Source organism: uncultured Agrobacterium sp. (genome assembly GCF_913777885.1).
In the GTDB taxonomy this organism is placed as follows: domain Bacteria; phylum Pseudomonadota; class Alphaproteobacteria; order Rhizobiales; family Rhizobiaceae; genus Agrobacterium.
Genome location: NZ_CAJYTV010000003.1, coordinates 252,174 through 268,372, shown reverse-complemented (window position 1 = coordinate 268,372; position 16,199 = coordinate 252,174). Strand labels below are relative to the sequence as shown.

Annotated in this window: 14 protein-coding genes; 5 read left to right on the top strand and 9 right to left on the bottom strand. The window is 59.0% G+C overall.

Going from position 1 to position 16,199, the window contains the following annotated elements; translation table 11 throughout:
- Nucleotides 1-125 precede the first annotated feature (125 nt).
- Entirely contained in the window at nucleotides 126-1,649 is a 1,524-nt protein-coding gene (locus tag QZ869_RS02270) for an ABC transporter substrate-binding protein (protein ID WP_296102262.1), read from the top strand.
- Between the two features lie 87 nt (nucleotides 1,650-1,736).
- Nucleotides 1,737-3,065, top strand: a complete 1,329-nt coding sequence (locus QZ869_RS02265; protein ID WP_296102260.1) for a GH1 family beta-glucosidase — start codon at nucleotides 1,737-1,739, stop codon at nucleotides 3,063-3,065.
- Nucleotides 3,066-3,208: 143 nt separating this feature from the next.
- On the opposite strand, the gene QZ869_RS02260 is transcribed toward QZ869_RS02265, so the two are convergent.
- Nucleotides 3,209-3,613 (bottom strand): DUF2325 domain-containing protein, encoded by a 405-nt coding sequence (locus tag QZ869_RS02260; RefSeq protein ID WP_296020068.1) that lies wholly within the window; start codon nucleotides 3,611-3,613, stop codon nucleotides 3,209-3,211.
- Nucleotides 3,614-4,072: 459 nt separating this feature from the next.
- On the opposite strand from QZ869_RS02260, the gene QZ869_RS02255 reads away from it, so the two are divergent.
- From QZ869_RS02255 to QZ869_RS02245, 3 genes are all read left to right on the top strand, one after another.
- Nucleotides 4,073-5,260: an efflux RND transporter periplasmic adaptor subunit gene (locus QZ869_RS02255; RefSeq protein WP_296020071.1), complete on the top strand. Its 1,188-nt coding sequence runs from the start codon at nucleotides 4,073-4,075 to the stop codon at nucleotides 5,258-5,260.
- Between the two features lie 15 nt (nucleotides 5,261-5,275).
- Complete coding sequence (locus tag QZ869_RS02250; protein WP_296102258.1) at nucleotides 5,276-8,599, top strand: efflux RND transporter permease subunit; 3,324 nt, start codon at nucleotides 5,276-5,278, stop codon at nucleotides 8,597-8,599.
- A gap of 261 nt (nucleotides 8,600-8,860) precedes the next feature.
- Nucleotides 8,861-9,544, top strand: coding sequence for a cyclic nucleotide-binding domain-containing protein (locus QZ869_RS02245; protein WP_296073931.1), 684 nt, complete (start codon nucleotides 8,861-8,863; stop codon nucleotides 9,542-9,544).
- A gap of 154 nt (nucleotides 9,545-9,698) precedes the next feature.
- On the opposite strand, the gene ureG is transcribed toward QZ869_RS02245, so the two are convergent.
- From ureG to QZ869_RS02205, 8 genes are all read right to left on the bottom strand, one after another.
- Entirely contained in the window at nucleotides 9,699-10,310 is a 612-nt protein-coding gene (ureG, locus tag QZ869_RS02240; RefSeq protein ID WP_296102256.1) for an urease accessory protein UreG, read from the bottom strand.
- A gap of 81 nt (nucleotides 10,311-10,391) precedes the next feature.
- Nucleotides 10,392-11,063 (bottom strand): urease accessory protein UreF, encoded by a 672-nt coding sequence (locus tag QZ869_RS02235; RefSeq protein WP_296102254.1) that lies wholly within the window; start codon nucleotides 11,061-11,063, stop codon nucleotides 10,392-10,394.
- Nucleotides 11,064-11,066: 3 nt separating this feature from the next.
- Nucleotides 11,067-11,558: an urease accessory protein UreE gene (gene ureE, locus QZ869_RS02230; protein WP_296102548.1), complete on the bottom strand. Its 492-nt coding sequence runs from the start codon at nucleotides 11,556-11,558 to the stop codon at nucleotides 11,067-11,069.
- 113 nt (nucleotides 11,559-11,671) lie between these two features.
- The gene (locus QZ869_RS02225; RefSeq protein WP_296102252.1) at nucleotides 11,672-12,508 is read right to left on the bottom strand and encodes a GGDEF domain-containing protein; all 837 of its coding nucleotides are present in this window, start codon (nucleotides 12,506-12,508) and stop codon (nucleotides 11,672-11,674) included.
- 558 nt (nucleotides 12,509-13,066) lie between these two features.
- Nucleotides 13,067-14,776 (bottom strand): urease subunit alpha, encoded by a 1,710-nt coding sequence (ureC, locus tag QZ869_RS02220; RefSeq protein WP_296102251.1) that lies wholly within the window; start codon nucleotides 14,774-14,776, stop codon nucleotides 13,067-13,069.
- 4 nt (nucleotides 14,777-14,780) lie between these two features.
- Nucleotides 14,781-15,407 (bottom strand): Urease operon accessory protein, encoded by a 627-nt coding sequence (locus tag QZ869_RS02215; RefSeq protein WP_296102250.1) that lies wholly within the window; start codon nucleotides 15,405-15,407, stop codon nucleotides 14,781-14,783.
- Between the two features lie 22 nt (nucleotides 15,408-15,429).
- Entirely contained in the window at nucleotides 15,430-15,852 is a 423-nt protein-coding gene (locus tag QZ869_RS02210; RefSeq protein ID WP_296102249.1) for a lysozyme inhibitor LprI family protein, read from the bottom strand.
- Nucleotides 15,852-16,157 carry an urease subunit beta gene (locus QZ869_RS02205; RefSeq protein ID WP_296020099.1) on the bottom strand — a complete coding sequence of 102 codons (306 nt, stop codon included), beginning with the start codon at nucleotides 16,155-16,157 and terminating at the stop codon, nucleotides 15,852-15,854. Before QZ869_RS02205 ends, QZ869_RS02210 begins: the two co-directional genes overlap by 1 nt.
- Between the last annotated feature and the right edge of the window lie 42 nt (nucleotides 16,158-16,199).

The following is a 16,199-nucleotide window of genomic DNA, read 5'->3' as shown; positions in this document are numbered from 1 at the left end:
CCTACCAATGTTTCTTGCACGCAGCTTTGCTGCGCAAACGCATTTGACAACGCAAATCATCCCGCTACAGTATGACGCAATAAGAATGCATATTCCATTATTATGGATTTAATAGAGGGAACGTCATGCTTAAACGCACTCTGCTCGCAGCCTCCTTGCTGTTCTTGCCGGCCATTTCCACACCCACCCTCGCCAGCGGCGTCGTCAATGTCGCCACCATCGGCGAACCGCCCACACTCGACCCAATGGCGTCGACGGCAGATCTGGTGGGCATGATCACGCAGCATATCTTCGAGACGCTCTTCACATTCGATGCCGAATGGAATGTCGTTCCGCTGCTGGCCGAGGGCATGCCGACGGTCTCCGCCGACGGCAAGACCTATGACATCGTCCTGCGCAAGGGCATCAAGTTCCATGACGGCGCCACCATGACGTCGGCCGATGTCGTCGCCTCGATCGAGCGTTGGGCAAAGATCGCATCGCGCGGCAAGCAGGTCGCACCCTATCTGACTTCGGTTACCGCCAAGGGCGATGACGCCATCCAGATCGTGCTGAACAAGCCCTATGCACCCCTGCTGTCGCTTCTGGCCTTCAACAACTCCGCCGCCGTCATCATGCCGAAGGCAAATCTTGCCGAAGACCCATTGACGAAAATCATCGGCACCGGCCCTTACATGCTGAAAGAACGCAAGGCAGACCAATATATCCAGTTGGTCCGCTTCGATGGCTACCAGTCGCGGTCCGAAGCGGCCAACGGTTTTGGTGGTGCGCGCAAGGCGATCCTCGATGAAGTCCGCTTCGTGCCGGTTCCAGATGCCAACACCCGCCTCGAAGGTGCCGTCTCCGGGCAGTTCGACTATGCCGATTCTCTACCGCCTGAAACCTTCGACCGTCTGAAGGCGTCGCAGGCTTCCGAGCCTGTGGTGCTGAAGCCCTATGGTGCGCCGGTTATGGTGATGAACACCAAGGAAGGCGTGCTTGCCAATAAGGAGATGCGTCACGCCATCCAGGCCGCGCTGAACCCGGAAGACATGCTGCTGGCCGCCTTCGGCAATCCGGAATTCTTCGCCGTCGATGGCGCGCTCTATCCACAAGGCTACACATGGCACACGGAAGAAGGCATCGAGCGCTATGGCGCGGGCGACCCCGAAGCTGCGGCAGCCATGGCCAAAAAAGCCGGCTATGACGGCGAAAAGCCAATCCGCATCCTGACCAGCCGCCAGTATGAATTCCATTACAAGATGGCGCAGGTCGCAGCCGAATATCTGAAGGCCGCCGGCTTCAAGGTCGAGCTTGGCGTGTTCGACTGGGCAACGCTCACAACCCGCCGCGCCGACCCGAAACTGTGGGATATCTTCATCACCCACGGCCCGTTCCCGCCAGAGCCGATTCTTAATGGCTGGATGTCCGACAGCTATCCCGGCTGGTGGTCGACGCCTGCCAAGGCCGCCGCAGTCGAGCCCTTCATTGCGGAGTCCGACCCGGAAAAGCGCAAGGCCCTCTTCGCCGAAATTCAGAAGGTCTTCTATGAGGAAGCCCCGGTTTACAAGGTCGGTGATTTCAATGCGCTGAGTTCGAAGAAGAAGACGCTCAAGGACTTCACGCCATCGCCCTGGCCCTATTTCTGGAATGTCAGCACCGGCAACTGAGTGCAACTCTCCTCCCAAGAACACACGTGTCCCGCAGCCCATGCGGGACACGCCGCAAGCCTCCTTCATCGATAATGAGCATCTGTCATGACGCGTTCTTTTCCCAAGGACTTTCTCTGGGGCGTCGCCGCCTCCGCCTTCCAGACCGAAGGCGCCGTCAACAAGGATGGCCGCGGCCAGAGCGTATGGGATGTCTATGCCCACACGCCGGGCCGCACCACCAATGGCGAAACCGCCGACATCGCCTGCGACCATTACCACCGCTATCCGGAAGATATTGGCCTGATGAGCGGTCTCGGCGTCGGTGCCTATAGACTGTCGACCGCATGGCCGCGCATTTTCCCGGAGGGGTCGGGTCAGGTGAACCAGCGCGGGCTTGATTTTTACGACCGCGTTATCGACCTTCTCCTGTATGAAGGCATCGAGCCGTGGATCTGCCTTCATCATTGGGACATGCCGGTGGCGGTGGAAGAAAAGGGCGGCTGGCGCTCACGCGAGACGCCCAAGATCTTTGCCGATTATGCCGCGACGATTGCTCGCCACTTCGGTGATCGCGTCAAACGCTTTGCCCCGATCAACGAACCGAATGTCATTCCCTGGGTCGCCTATAATGTCGGCCGTCACGCGCCGGGCAAGCAGTCCTATGAGGACAGCCTGAAAGCCATCCACACGCTGAACCTCGCCCATGGTTACTCGGTCAAGGCCGTGCGCGCGGAAGCACCAAAGGCAGAGGTCGGCAACATCGTCTCGCTTGGTCCCGTTCGCCCGCATTATGACGACGCTGCTCACGAGGAAGCCCGCATTCTGGGCGACTGCCTGTGGCGCCGCGTTACCGTCGATCCGCTGTGGCTCGGCACCTACCCAGAGCCGATCGCTAGGGAAATGGAGCCGCTGATCATCGGCGACGACATGGCCGACATCAGCCAGACAATGGATTTCTTCGGGCTCAACCACTATAATCCTGTCTTCGTCGGCCCCAACAAGAACACGACCTTCGGCGTCGCAGAAACCGCGCCGCCTACCTGCATGGGGCCGCTGACAGACGTCAACTGGGTCGTCGATCCGCAGGCATTCCTTGAACAGATCCGCGACACCAGCGAGCGCTATAACAAGCCGACGATCTACATCACGGAAAATGGCGCGTCATATCCGGACGCTCTCGGCCCTGACCGCAAGGTCATCGACAAGGATCGCATCGCCTATTTCGAAGGATATCTGAACGTCCTGCTCGACGCGCTGGAAGAAGGCCACGATATCCGGGGCTATTTCGCCTGGTCGCTGATGGACAATTTCGAATGGGGCCGCGGCTACTCCAAGCGCTTCGGTCTGGTCTATGTCGATTACCCGACACTGCAGCGCATTCCGAAAGCGTCGTATCACTGGTTGAGCGAAGTCATCCGCAGGAACGCTTTGTAGAAACCATGTTTCGCCACGTAGAGGTGGGCGCGATCAGCCTCAGACCTCTCCTCCGTCATCCTCGCCCTTGAGGCGAGGATCCACTATTTTTACGACTCGATAGTAGGGGTACCTGCAGACCTCATCCGGGGCCGCATCATCCCTTAATTCGCACCGCGCTCATTCATCGTCTGCAGCGCCCGCTCAAGGCTCGACTTGCTACCGTTGCGCAGCGGGATAAACGTCTTGCCGAACTTCTTGCAGCCGGATTTGACGCGCAGACACGCGTCGTGGCTGATACAGTCGATGGGGCAGAAGACGCAGTCGACCGAAGGCAACAGCGTGTCAATGCGGGACACCGCTTCGCGCAACCCCCCGTCATGATGGATCAGTTCGGCATCGAAATTGCTGGCGATCTGACGCAGATGCGCCACCTGGCAATCGCGCCCGCCGACATAGAGAAAGCTTTTCGGACCGGACGATGCCTGCTGCTGCAAGGATGTCTCTGGCGATTGAGAGCGATCATCCTGCTTGCCCCGCACTGCCTTCTTTTTCTCTTTCCGCGCCATGCCTCACCTTGCTGTTGAAACCCGACCCTCCGCCGGTTCTTGCCGCCACGATATTAAAGATGAGTTTTGGAGTAAAGAATAAAGTTGATGATAATCGTCATGTTTTCTCGTCAAGATGGTCCGCCTTGGGAAAAACACGTAACGACCAGCGATCTCAGCCCGTAACTGTCGATCCCGATCGCGAGCCATTATTCATAAATGTATAGCCGAACCTCTGGCTACACGGATTGAAAAGTAGCGATTGCGCATTTAAATTCCCTGTACAAGAGCTCTTACCAAGCTTGCGCCAGGGGGATGGGACACGCTGGTGCAGTATCGTCGAAATCAAGGTTCGGAAAACCGGATGGACGCCGATATCGTATAACGGTCTAACGAATATCGCATGCACTTCTCGCTTGGGATAAACGGCGCCGATGATGGCGCACGAGCATCACGCGACCCACTTTGGACGGACACATTATGCGCATCGCACCGATTGCAGGTTTTACTGCCCTTCTTCTTCTCGGCTCGGCTCTCCAGACGGTGGCATGGGCAGAGGGCGAGCCCGTGCAGGCAAGCCGCAATAACCTGCCCTCCATCGTGGTAACGGAAGTCGCGAAGCGCGATCTTGTGGACCGCGTGATTGCCACCGGCACCATTCGCCCGGTGGACGAAATTTACGTGCAGCCACAGGTCGAAGGCCTTGCCGTCGATAGGCTCAATGTCGATGTTGGTGACAAGGTGGAAGCGGGTGCGGTTCTGGCCGAGCTTTCCCGCGACAGCCTGGTTTTGCAGAAGAGCCAGCTGGAAGCCAACAAGGCAAAGGCGCAAGCGGCTGTAGCGCAGAGCAAGGCGCAGGTCATCGAAGCCCAGGCCAATCTGGATGACGCCGTCCGCCAGAAGGACCGCGCCGCCCGCCTCGGTCAATCCGGCTCGGGCTCCGTGTCTCAAGTCGAGCAGACCGCAGCGGCTGCAGATGTGGCCAAAGCCCGGCTGGAAGCCGCCAGGCAGACCGTGACGGTCGGCGAGGCCGATATCAAGGTGGTGGATGCGCAGATCGAGGATATTGATCTGAAGCTTGCGCGCACCGGCGTGAAGACGCCCGTTGCAGGCATCATCTCCGCCAAGAATGCCCGCATCGGCGCCATCGCCACCGGGTCGGGCAATCCGCTTTTCACGGTCATCAAGGATGGCGCGATCGAACTCGTCGCCGAACTGTCGGAAACCGACATTCAGAAGATCGAAGTCGGCCAGAAGGCAAGCCTGACGGTCGCCGGTGGCAATCGCAAGATCGAGGGCACAGTACGCATCGTCTCACCGACCGTCGATCCAACGACGCGCCTTGGCTCGGTTCACATCGTACTGCCGGCCAATAGCCCTGCGCGAGCGGGCATGTATGCGAACGCCGATATCATCGTTGCCTCTGCCAATGCGCTTGCCCTCCCCTTGTCGGCGGTCATCTCCGGTCGCGAAGGCTCCACCACGCGCAGGGTGGAAAATGGCGTCGTCAAGCAGGTGAAGATCGAGACCGGCATTCAGGATTCAGGCTTCGTGGAAATCAAGCAGGGCCTGTCGCTCGGCGATAAGGTCGTGGAGAAGGCAGGCGCGTTCGTCCGCGACGGTGACAAGATCAACCCGGTCCCGGCTGCTGCCGCGGCCTCGAACTAAAGCGAAGGCAAAACCATGAACTTCTCTGCATGGTCCATCCGCAATCCGATTGCGCCGCTGCTTGCATTCGCGCTGCTGATTTTCCTCGGCATCAAGGCATTCTACGACCTGCCGATTACACGCTTCCCCAATATCGACGTTCCTGTCGTTGCCATCACGGTGACGCAGAGCGGCGCCTCGCCCTCCGAGCTAGAGGCGCAGGTGACGAAGGAAGTGGAAGATGCCGTCGCCTCGATCAGCGGCATCGATGAAATCCAATCCACCGTCACCGACGGCCAGTCGCTGACGACTGTTCTCTTCCGTATCGAAAAGCCGACAGAGGAGGCCGTGCAGGATACCAAGGACGCGATCGACAAGATTCGCTCCAATCTGCCCGCCGGCATCGAAGAACCCGTCGTCAGCAAGATCGACGTCGAAGGCCAGGCGATTCAGACCTTTGCGGTCTCCTCGCCGAACATGACGCTGGAGGAACTCTCCTGGTTCGTCGATGACACGATCAAGCGCGCACTCCAGGGGCAGCCAGGCGTCGGCAAGATCGACCGCTACGGCGGCGCCGATCGCGAAGTGCGTGTGTCGCTCAACCCGTCGAAACTCGATGCCTATGGCATTACCGCAGCCGAGGTGAACAACCAGCTGCGCGGCACCAATATCGATCTCGGCTCCGGTCGAGGACAAGTGGGCGGCAACGAACAGACGATCCGCACACTGGGCGACGCGCGCAACGTGGCGGAGCTTTCCAGCACCACGATCGCTCTGCCCAACGGAAACTTCGTCAAACTATCGGAACTCGGACGGGTAACCGATACGTACGAAGAGCCAAAATCCTTCTCGCGCTTCAACGGCAACCCGGCCGTCACCTTCGCCGTCTTCCGCGCCAAGGGCGCCAGCGAAGTGACGGTGGCCGAGACCGTAGCGCAGAACCTCGACAAGGTTCGCACCGACCATCCGGATGTCGCCATCCAGATGGTGGATGATTCCGTTTACTTCACCTACGGCAATTACGAAGCCGCTCTCCATACGCTGATGGAAGGCTCGATCCTCGCCGTCATCGTGGTTTTGCTCTTCCTGCGCAACTGGCGCGCCACCCTCATTGCCGCCGTGGCCCTGCCGCTGTCGGCCATACCCACCTTCTGGGTGATGGATCTGCTCGGCTTCTCGCTGAACCTCGTCAGCTTCCTGGCGCTGACGCTCGCCACCGGTATTCTCGTCGACGATGCGATCGTGGAGGTGGAAAACATCTCGCGACACATCAAGATGGGCAAGACGCCCTATCGCGCAGCGCTCGAAGCTGCAGATGAAATCGGCCTTGCGGTGATCGCCACCAGTTTCACCATCATCGCCGTCTTCGTGCCGGTCTCGTTCATGCCGGGCATTCCCGGTCAGTACTTCATTCAGTTCGGCCTCACCGTCGCCTTCTCCGTCTTCTTCTCGCTGATGGTCGCGCGCCTGATCACGCCGCTGATGGCTGCGTACCTCATGCGCGCCGACGATGCCGTCGACGATCATCACGACAATGACGGTCGCCTGATGAAGGCCTATACGCGCATGGTAACGGGAACGACGCGCAAATGGTGGGCGCGTTATCTGACGCTGCTAGGTGCGATCGGCTTCCTTGTTGCATCGCTGATGCTTCTTGCCCAAGTTCCCGGCAGCTTCCTGCCGCCGGACGACTCCTCACGCGTCGTTCTGTCCATCGAGCTTCCGCCGAATGCAACGCTGGATGAGACGGACGCCACGACCGCCAAGATCAACAACGCGATCAAGGGCATCGATGGCGTCGAAAGCGTCTTCATCCTCGGCGGCGCTTCGCCAAAAGGCGATCTGGAACTGCGCCGCGCAACGGTGCGCGTCATCCTGAAGAAGATCGACCACTCTCTGCTGAAAACCGTCGTCAATGATGGCCTCGGCTCTCTCCCGCTCATTGGGTCTTATCTGCCAAAGGTCGAAGATAATGGCAGAACCCGACCGCAATGGGATGTGGAACGCGATATTTTTGCCAGCATCCACGGCATTCCGGACGTGCGCATCATAAAGCTCAACGACCGTGGCGAGCGCGAACTGACCTTCAACTTCCTCTCCTCCAGCGAGGAGGATTTGAACAAGGCAGTCGGCATCCTGGAAACGCGCCTGCGCGCTTCGCCGATCCTTGCCAATGTCAGCTCCGAGGGCGCACTGCCGCGCCCCGAATTGCAGATACGCCCTCGCAAGGACCAGATCGCCCGCCTCGGCATTACGCCGCAGCAGATCTCGCAGACCGTACGCGTTGCCACTATCGGCGATATCGATGCGCAGTTGACGAAGATCTCACTCGATGACCGGCAAATCCCGATCCGTGTCCAGACATCGCTTGATGTCAGGCGCGATCTGGCTGCCATCCGCGCACTGAAGATCAAGACTGCGTCCGGGGCCACGGTTCCCCTCTATAGCGTTGCCGATATCGACTACGCGGAAGGCCCAAGCTCGATCAAGCGCAATGACCGAAGCCGCGTCGTCGCCATCGGCTCCGACGTGCCTTTCGGCACAGCCCTCGATACGTCGACGGCTGAGTTCAAGCGGATCGTCGAAGAAACGCAGCTTCCGCCCACCGTCCGTCTGGCGGAAAGCGGTGATGCCAAGGTGCAGGGCGAAATGCAGCAGGGCTTCGTCAACGCCATGCTGCTTGGCCTGCTTCTGGTGCTCGTGGTTCTCATCCTGCTCTTCAAGGACGTGATCCAGCCCTTCACCATTCTCTTCTCGCTGCCGCTTGCGATCGGCGGCGTGGCTGTGGCGCTGATCGTCACGCAGAATGCGCTCTCCATGCCCGTTCTCATCGGCATTCTGATGCTGATGGGCATCGTCACCAAGAACGCCATCCTCCTCGTCGATTTCGCCATCGAGATGCGCCGTCACGGCATGGAGCGCGTTCACGCCATGGTGGAGGCGGGCCGCAAGCGTGCCCGCCCGATCATCATGACCTCGATCGCCATGTCGGCTGGCATGCTGCCATCCGCTCTCGGCGTCGGCGAAGGCGGCTCCTTCCGCGCCCCGATGGCAATCGCCGTGATCGGCGGCATCATCGTCTCGACGGTTCTGTCGCTCATCGTCGTCCCGGCTTTCTTCCTGATCATGGACGATCTCTCTGGTCTGCTCGCCCACCTGTTTGGCCGCTTCGTCGGCAAGAAAGAGGAAGAGCATCCGATCCTGTCATCGGAAGAACTGTCGAACGTCGCGCGAGAAAACAGCCAGGCAATCGCTGCCATGGACGAGCGGATTTCAGCAGTGGAGAAAAACACACCAAAGGATGCCCGCACTGGCAAATCCGACAATGTGCTTCGACTTCCGCCTCTCGCGGCGGAGTGACGTTTTCCAGACTTCGATCATGTCGCGCAAAATAAGGCGTTCTGCGCGACATGATTTTCTATCTGCAACGCTGGGGACCACCGCGACGTACTGATTAAGACGGCCCCATCATGATTTTTGTCAAAGTTTGATCGAAATCAATTTGAGCTTCGCCGAGCGCGCTATTCTCTTTCCATGACAACATCCATAGCCGAACTTCGCGCTTCTCACAGTCAACGGGCCGAGAGGACATGAAGGAGGGTATGGTTTGGAGGGCCGAGCGTGAATAGAACCGAGAAACTCACCAGTAGGGACAAATCCCTTCTCATTCGCAGCGATCTTCTGTCGTCCATGAGCGAGGCGTCTGCAAGGTCGGTGATCGATGCCGCGTCGCTGCTGACGCTACCAGCCCGCCATATGCTGTTCACCGAGGCCGGAACGACGGATTTTCTCTATTACGTTCTGACCGGCCATGTGCGGCTTTTCCGCGCCAGCAGGGATGGTCGCGAAGCCGATATCCGCATCTGCGGTCCGGGTGAGACTTTCAATGATTGCATGATCTTCGAAACCGGCGGCAATCGCTACAGCGCCCAGACAACCGAATGCTGCATGCTGGCCCGGCTGGAGCTTGCCAGAATAAGGGCTATGCTGGAGGCCGATCCGACCGTCGCACGGGCCGTTATTCAAACGCTCTCGAAGAACAATCTCAAGGTCATGGACTGCGTTGCCAATGACCGGCTGCAAACCGCTCCTCAGCGGGTAGCGCATTATTTAATGACGCAGGCGCCTTCGGATAACGGATCCTACTCCCTTCGCCTGCCTTTCCAGAAAAGCGTCCTGGCGGGCAAACTCGGCCTGGCGCCGGAAGCACTGTCGCGCGCCTTCTCCACGCTCAAAAGCTGCGGCGTCAGCGTGCGCGGCCGCGTCATTCACATCGACGACCCCGCTGCCCTGAACAGGCTTTGATTTTCAAGACCAGCCTTGGAGCATGTCGCACCACGGTGTGCAGCCGCTTTGCGGCGCCGACATGCGAGATAACAAGGGCTTGAAGAGCTAGATCACGACCCGCTTTTTGAGCGGGGGACTGTCCTGGCGAACCGCCCCTCCCCAAGCGACTTTTTTACAATCCGCCCTGCTGCTTCAGAAAACCGACGATGCGGTCGATACCCTCTCCACGCTTCATATCGGTAAAAAAGAACGGCATATCCTTGCGCATGCGCGTAGCGTCATTGTCCATCACATCAAGATCGGCGCCAACATAGGGCGCCAGATCCTTCTTGTTGATCACCAGAAGATCGGATCGGGTAATGCCTGGGCCGCCTTTGCGCGGGATTTCCTCGCCTTGGCAAACCGAGATGACGTAAATCGTGATATCCGCCAGATCCGGCGAGAAGGTCGCGGCGAGATTGTCACCGCCCGATTCGATGAAGACGACATCGAGATCGGGAAAGCGCTCATTCAGACCGGCAATCGCCTGTAGATTGATCGTCGCATCCTCACGGATTGCTGTGTGCGGGCATCCGCCTGTCTCGACACCGACGATTCGCTCCGATGGCAGCGCCTGCATTCGCACCAGCGCTTCGGCATCTTCCTTGGTGTAGATATCGTTTGTTACGACCGCGACCGAAAATTCTGCGCTCATCGCCTTGCAAAGCTTCTCCGTCAGTGCCGTCTTGCCGGAACCGACAGGCCCCCCGATACCGACTCTGAGCGGGCCATTTCCCGATTTCATCTGCTTCCCCTTCCGGATGTGTTTTGCCGACAATAGCGGCCTCAAGCCCACCCCATCAACAGCAAAATAGAAGCGAAGTGGTCAGGAGCGGAAAAGCCGCGTGGCCTGTACTTCGTGCCGCATGGGTGCGGTATCAGCCATGATCGTGGCCGATCCGAGATCATCCAAGGTGGTTGAACCGGCACGGCCTGCGACATCCGCCACCATCTCCTCCAGCCTTGCCATGATGGCCACGCCGTCCGTCTGCCCTGCGACGCCAAGACGGATGCCCGCCGAAATCAATTGCGATAGTCCCGCGTGAAGATAGGCAGCGAGAACGTCTTCCAGTCCGATATCGTGGGCAGCGGCCACTGCGCCTATGGCAACGGGATAGGTGGGAGTTTGGGGTAGCCGCTCGAAGACCGACGACGGCCAGGCGCGCGCTGCGCCGACAAAGGCATCACCCAGCAGAACCGTTTCACGATAACGCTCCGCGGAGCCCGCAAGAGCCCGAGATAAGGCCGCGATCTCGTCCAGCACGGCGCGGTCTTCAAAGCCTTTCCAGGCCTGACACAGCATGACTGCATCGTTCCAGAGCGTGCCGCATCGAAGCGACAGAGCGATCCATTCGTCGAGCCCGGCGGCATTGGAAACCCGTCGGTCCTCCACAGCGCTTTCCAGCCCACCGGAATAGGAGAACGCCCCCACGGGAAAAGCCGGAGACATCCAGGCCATCAACCTCAGCAGGCTGTCGACATTGCGTTTCGCTGTCATGCGTCAGTCGTGATGATGATGGGCGTGATCACCGTGGGAGTGTCCCCCATGCGAATGGCCGCCATGCGCATGATAGGCCCCGCGCGCAGGCTGGAAAGGTTCCTCCACATCGCGAACCGTCGCGCCCAGGCCTTCCAGCATGGCGCGGATGACGTGGTCGCGTAAGATGAGAATCCGGTCCTCTTCGATCTGCGCAGACAAATGCCGGTTGCCCAGATGCCATGCGAGTTCGATCAAGCGCAGCGGGTTCTTTGCCGTGACTTCGAACAGCTTCTCATCTGCTGCCCGCACCTCGACCAGATCGCCATTTTCAACGACGAGCAAATCGCCATGGGCAAAGAGAACGGCTTCCTTCAGGTCCAGCATGACCATCTCGTCATTCTGGAGATGCAGGAGCTTGCGCCGCAGATGCCGTTGATCATGAGCCAGAGTGACGTAGCCGCTCGGCTCATCGCCGGGCGTGCCGGCAGGAAGATAGGATTGAACGCGTAACATGAAGCTTCCGGTCTGAATGTGATCCTGAAGCATCAAGTCTTGCCGGATGGAGCGGTGGATTGCAAGCCGCTGACTGCGGGCCATCTGGCAATCGCGCTACAGAGCGCAATGTTTCAGGATGCAGCCTGCAATGGCCTCGCCAGACCACTGTCGATCTCCCTGCGCAAATGGGATGCATCGCCATGGCAAAGGCGGTTGCGCCCGGCGGCCTTGGCGCTGTAGAGCGCCTTGTCCGCTATCGCGAAAGTATCGTGCTTGGAACGATTAGCCTCTATTTCCGCCACGCCGACAGATACCGTGGTCTGCAAAAGATGTCCTTCGAAGTTGACCGAGAGACAGGCAACCCGCACGCGCGCCAGCTCGATCAGCGCAACACGATCCTTCCGGTCCCCTCCGCAGACGATGACGCCGAATTCTTCGCCGCCAAGCCTTGCGACGCAATGAAAATCGCCAAAGACGTCCTCGATCGCCGAAGCGACGCGCTTGATCACCATGTCGCCGGCGCCATGGCCGAAATTGTCGTTGATCGACTTGAAGCGGTCGAGGTCGAAGATGGCAAGCGAGGCATCGCCGGTAATATCTTCGAACACCTGATTGAAGGCGCGCCGGTTTGCAAGTCCCGACAACGTGTCGGTTTTACTGAGGCGCTCGAATTCCGCCTGGGACTCGCGCAGATCGCGAATGGCGCGCCCGAGCACCGTACAGAGGATTCCTGCAACCAGACCTCCGACGATCCAACCCATGGCCACGCTGTAGAAGACTGCATCGATCACCGGAAGAGGCAGTATCCTCAAGGCATTGCCAATGCAGATCACGGCGAGACTGACCACGATGGACAAGGATATCGAAATAAACACCATTTTTAGCGCGAAGCCGCGCAGCGACTGCCCTCCGGCAGGGTCGCTGACGCTCATGTCGAGCGAGATAAATTTTGCGAATCCGTCCGCCATCAATCTCCAACCTCCAATGAGCAACCGATAGGGAGAAAAGGTTGCAGCATCGATAATGCATATAGTAAAAGTTTAATCATCTTTTATTCACTTAATGGCGTGAGAGTACATCCGCTTTATCTTAAAAAAGCGGATGTACGATATTCCCTCACGCCCCGTCATGAACGAGACAAGCGCGGGAACGATCCGCAAAAAAATTGTTGAATGCGAATGACGGAGGCCTGAATGCAAAGCTCTCGGCCCTCCTCTTTCTGTCACCCGCGCATATTGAACGGGTAAAACGATCAGCAAAGGGGCTCAGGTTTACGCACTATGAAACCGGCCTGATTTCACGAAATCCCTCAGACAGCGTCGAGCAAGATCCCGCTCCGTCCATCGAGAATACGTGGAGACAAGGGCTGGGGTGTGACAGGCGAAGCCGTTTTTACCGGGGATGTACGCAGACGTAGAGCGATCTGTCAGATTCGCTTACAGCCTTCAGGTCCTTGTGCCATCGCAGTCGTCGGCGCAAAGCCGCTACACGCTTTTGTGACGACCGCGCTTGTGGCCAAAACCCAATCAGAACAGGAAGTAGCGCTGCGCCATGGGCAGCACTGTTGCCGGTTCACAGGTCAGTAGCTCGCCATCAGCGCGCACCTCGTAGGTTTCAGGGTCCACTTCGATATGCGGGGTCAGCGTATTGTGGATCATCGAAGCCTTCGAGATACCGCCGCGGACATTCTTCACTGCCACCAGATTCTTGGCCACGCCGAGACGCTGGGCCAAGCCGCCATCGAGCGAGGCCTGCGAAACGAAGGTGACGGAGGAATTGGTGCGCAGCTTGCCGTAAGCGGCAAACATCGGGCGATAATGCATCGGCTGCGGCGTGGGGATCGACGCGTTCGGATCGCCCATCGGAGCTGCCGCAATCGAGCCGCCGAGCAGCACCATCTCCGGCTTCACGCCGAAGAAGGCAGGCGACCACAAAACCAGATCGGCGCGCTTGCCGACTTCGACCGAGCCAATCTCGTGGCTCACGCCATGGGCAATGGCCGGGTTGATCGTGTATTTGGCAATGTAACGGCGAACGCGGAAATTGTCGTTCTCGCCCGTCTCTTCCTTCAGGCGACCACGCTGGCGCTTCATCTTGTCAGCCGTCTGCCAGGTACGGATGGCGACTTCGCCGACACGGCCCATCGCCTGGCTATCGGAGGAAATGATCGAGAAGGCGCCGAGATCGTGCAGAATATCTTCCGCCGCAATCGTTTCCTTGCGGATGCGGCTTTCGGCAAAGGCGATGTCTTCCGGGATTGACGGCGACAGATGGTGGCAGACCATCAGCATATCCAGATGCTCGGCCAGCGTGTTCACCGTATATGGGCGCGTCGGATTGGTGGAAGACGGAATGACGTTGGGGTTGCCGCAGATCTTGATGATATCCGGCGCGTGACCGCCACCCGCACCTTCCGTGTGGAAAGCGTGGATGGTGCGGCCCTTGATGGCAGCAACCGTATCTTCGACGAAGCCGCTTTCGTTCAGCGTATCGGTGTGGATCATCACCTGCACGTCGAAGGCATCGGCTACCGTCAGGCAATTGTCGATAGCGGCAGGCGTCGTGCCCCAGTCCTCATGCAGCTTCAGCGAGGAAGCACCGGCGAGGATCATTTCTTCCAGCGGCTTCGGCAGCGAGGCATTGCCCTTGCCGGCAAGCGCCAGGTTCATCGGGAAGCCGTCGAAGCTTTCGATCATCCGTTCGATATGCCATGCGCCGGTACAGGTGGTGGCAAGCGTTCCGTGTGCCGGACCCGAGCCGCCGCCCAGCATGCAGGTGACGCCGCTCATCAGCGCTTCTTCGATCTGCTGCGGGCAGATGTAATGAATGTGGGCGTCCATGCCGCCAGCGGTCAGGATCTTGCCCTCGCCGGCAATCGCCTCCGTCGAAGGTCCGACGATGATGGTGACGCCCGGCTGCGTATCCGGGTTGCCCGCCTTGCCGATGCCGTGAATGCGACCGTCCTTCAAGCCCACATCGGCCTTGTAGACGCCGGAGTGATCGACGATCACCACATTGGTGATCACCGTGTCCACCGCGCCTTCAGCACGGGTAGCCTGGCTCTGGCCCATGCCATCACGAATAACCTTGCCGCCGCCGAATTTCACCTCTTCGCCATAGGTGGTGAAATCCTTCTCGATCTCGATGAACAGTTCCGTATCGGCCAGGCGCACCTTGTCGCCGGTGGTCGGACCGAACATGCTGGCATAGGCGGCGCGGGAAATCTTGTAGGACATGGGTTCAGGCTCCTTCGGAGACAGAGAATTTCGATACGGAAGGCAGTCTTTTCAGTCGTCCCTGACCGACCAGCAGATCGACCAACTGTTTTTCGGCAATAAAGGGATGCCCGTCCCAACCTTGATGACCAAAACCGGCAATAGACACCTCGTCTCCCTCCACCATCCTGTCGAGCATATGGCGAATGGTCACGAGCCCGCTGCTCGGGCACACATAATTCTGCGATGAGAGGGATCTCAACTCACCGTCCAGACGATCATGCACCTGCCTGTCTATGATAAGATGCGTCTTTCCGGTCTCGGCAGCGATCGCCGCAAAGCCCACGCTGTAATCGACGCAGAAATCCTCAAGTTCAGGGCGGTCGCGGCGAATGTCCGGCTCCATTTCGCTGAACTTCGCCGGGTCGCGGACGCACCAGATCGCCGTAGCAGACACGACGCCCGGGCTTTCGCGCCAATGCAGCTCCTGGGTCATCTCGCGTCCCGGACGGCCGGTATTGCAAACGGCAACGACATCGGTGCGCCTACCGCCTGCGCCGAGCGAGCGGCAATGATTGAAGCGAATGACGATGTCCGCACGGTCGATGACATCCGCCACCCCGTCCGGCACCTCTCCATTTCCAACAATCATGATCCTGCGGCCCATTTCTCGATCAGAAACCTTCCGAAAGTGCGCGCAGTTCATCCGTGCGCTTGCGGCTCATATCGGCAAGGCAGGACGCGACCAGTTGCGGCTCCATGGAACCGCCACGCGCCTGAAATCCTTCGAAGTCACAATTGGCATCGCGAAAGGCAACCCATGCGCGCTGGGCGGCAACAAGCGCATCGACGGCACCCTTGGTGCTCTCATCAGCACTTTTGTCGCGCTCTGCCACAAGCTTGCGAAGCTTCTGGTACTGGACATTCAAGTCCTTGTCGGCCTTGTCATAGTCTTCACCGGCGCACTGGGTCATTTCCATCTGCGTTTGCGGATTGGCGCAATTCACCTTGTCTTCCTGGGAGAATGCGCCTGTCGCGCCACCCACGCCCACCAGAAAAACGGACGCCGACAGACTGAGGAACGAGCGCTTCGACATCAGAGCTTTCCCATGACCTGCTGGCGAAACCCGTAAACCTCGCGCTTGCCGGAAAGCGGCACCAGCGTTACCTCGCGCTTCTGCCCCGGCTCGAAACGTACCGCCGTACCGGCTGGAATATCGAGCCGCATACCGCGTGCCTTGTCACGTTCGAAGATCAGCCCGGCATTGGTTTCGAAGAAATGGTAGTGGCTGCCAACCTGAACCGGACGGTCACCGGAATTGGCAACCTCGATGGTGATCGTCGGCTGGCCGGCATTGAGCTCTATCGTGCCCTCGGCAGCAATGATCTCGCCTGGTATCATCGCGGTTCTCCCTTCAGCGTGTCCAGCAAAAGCCTGAGCGGT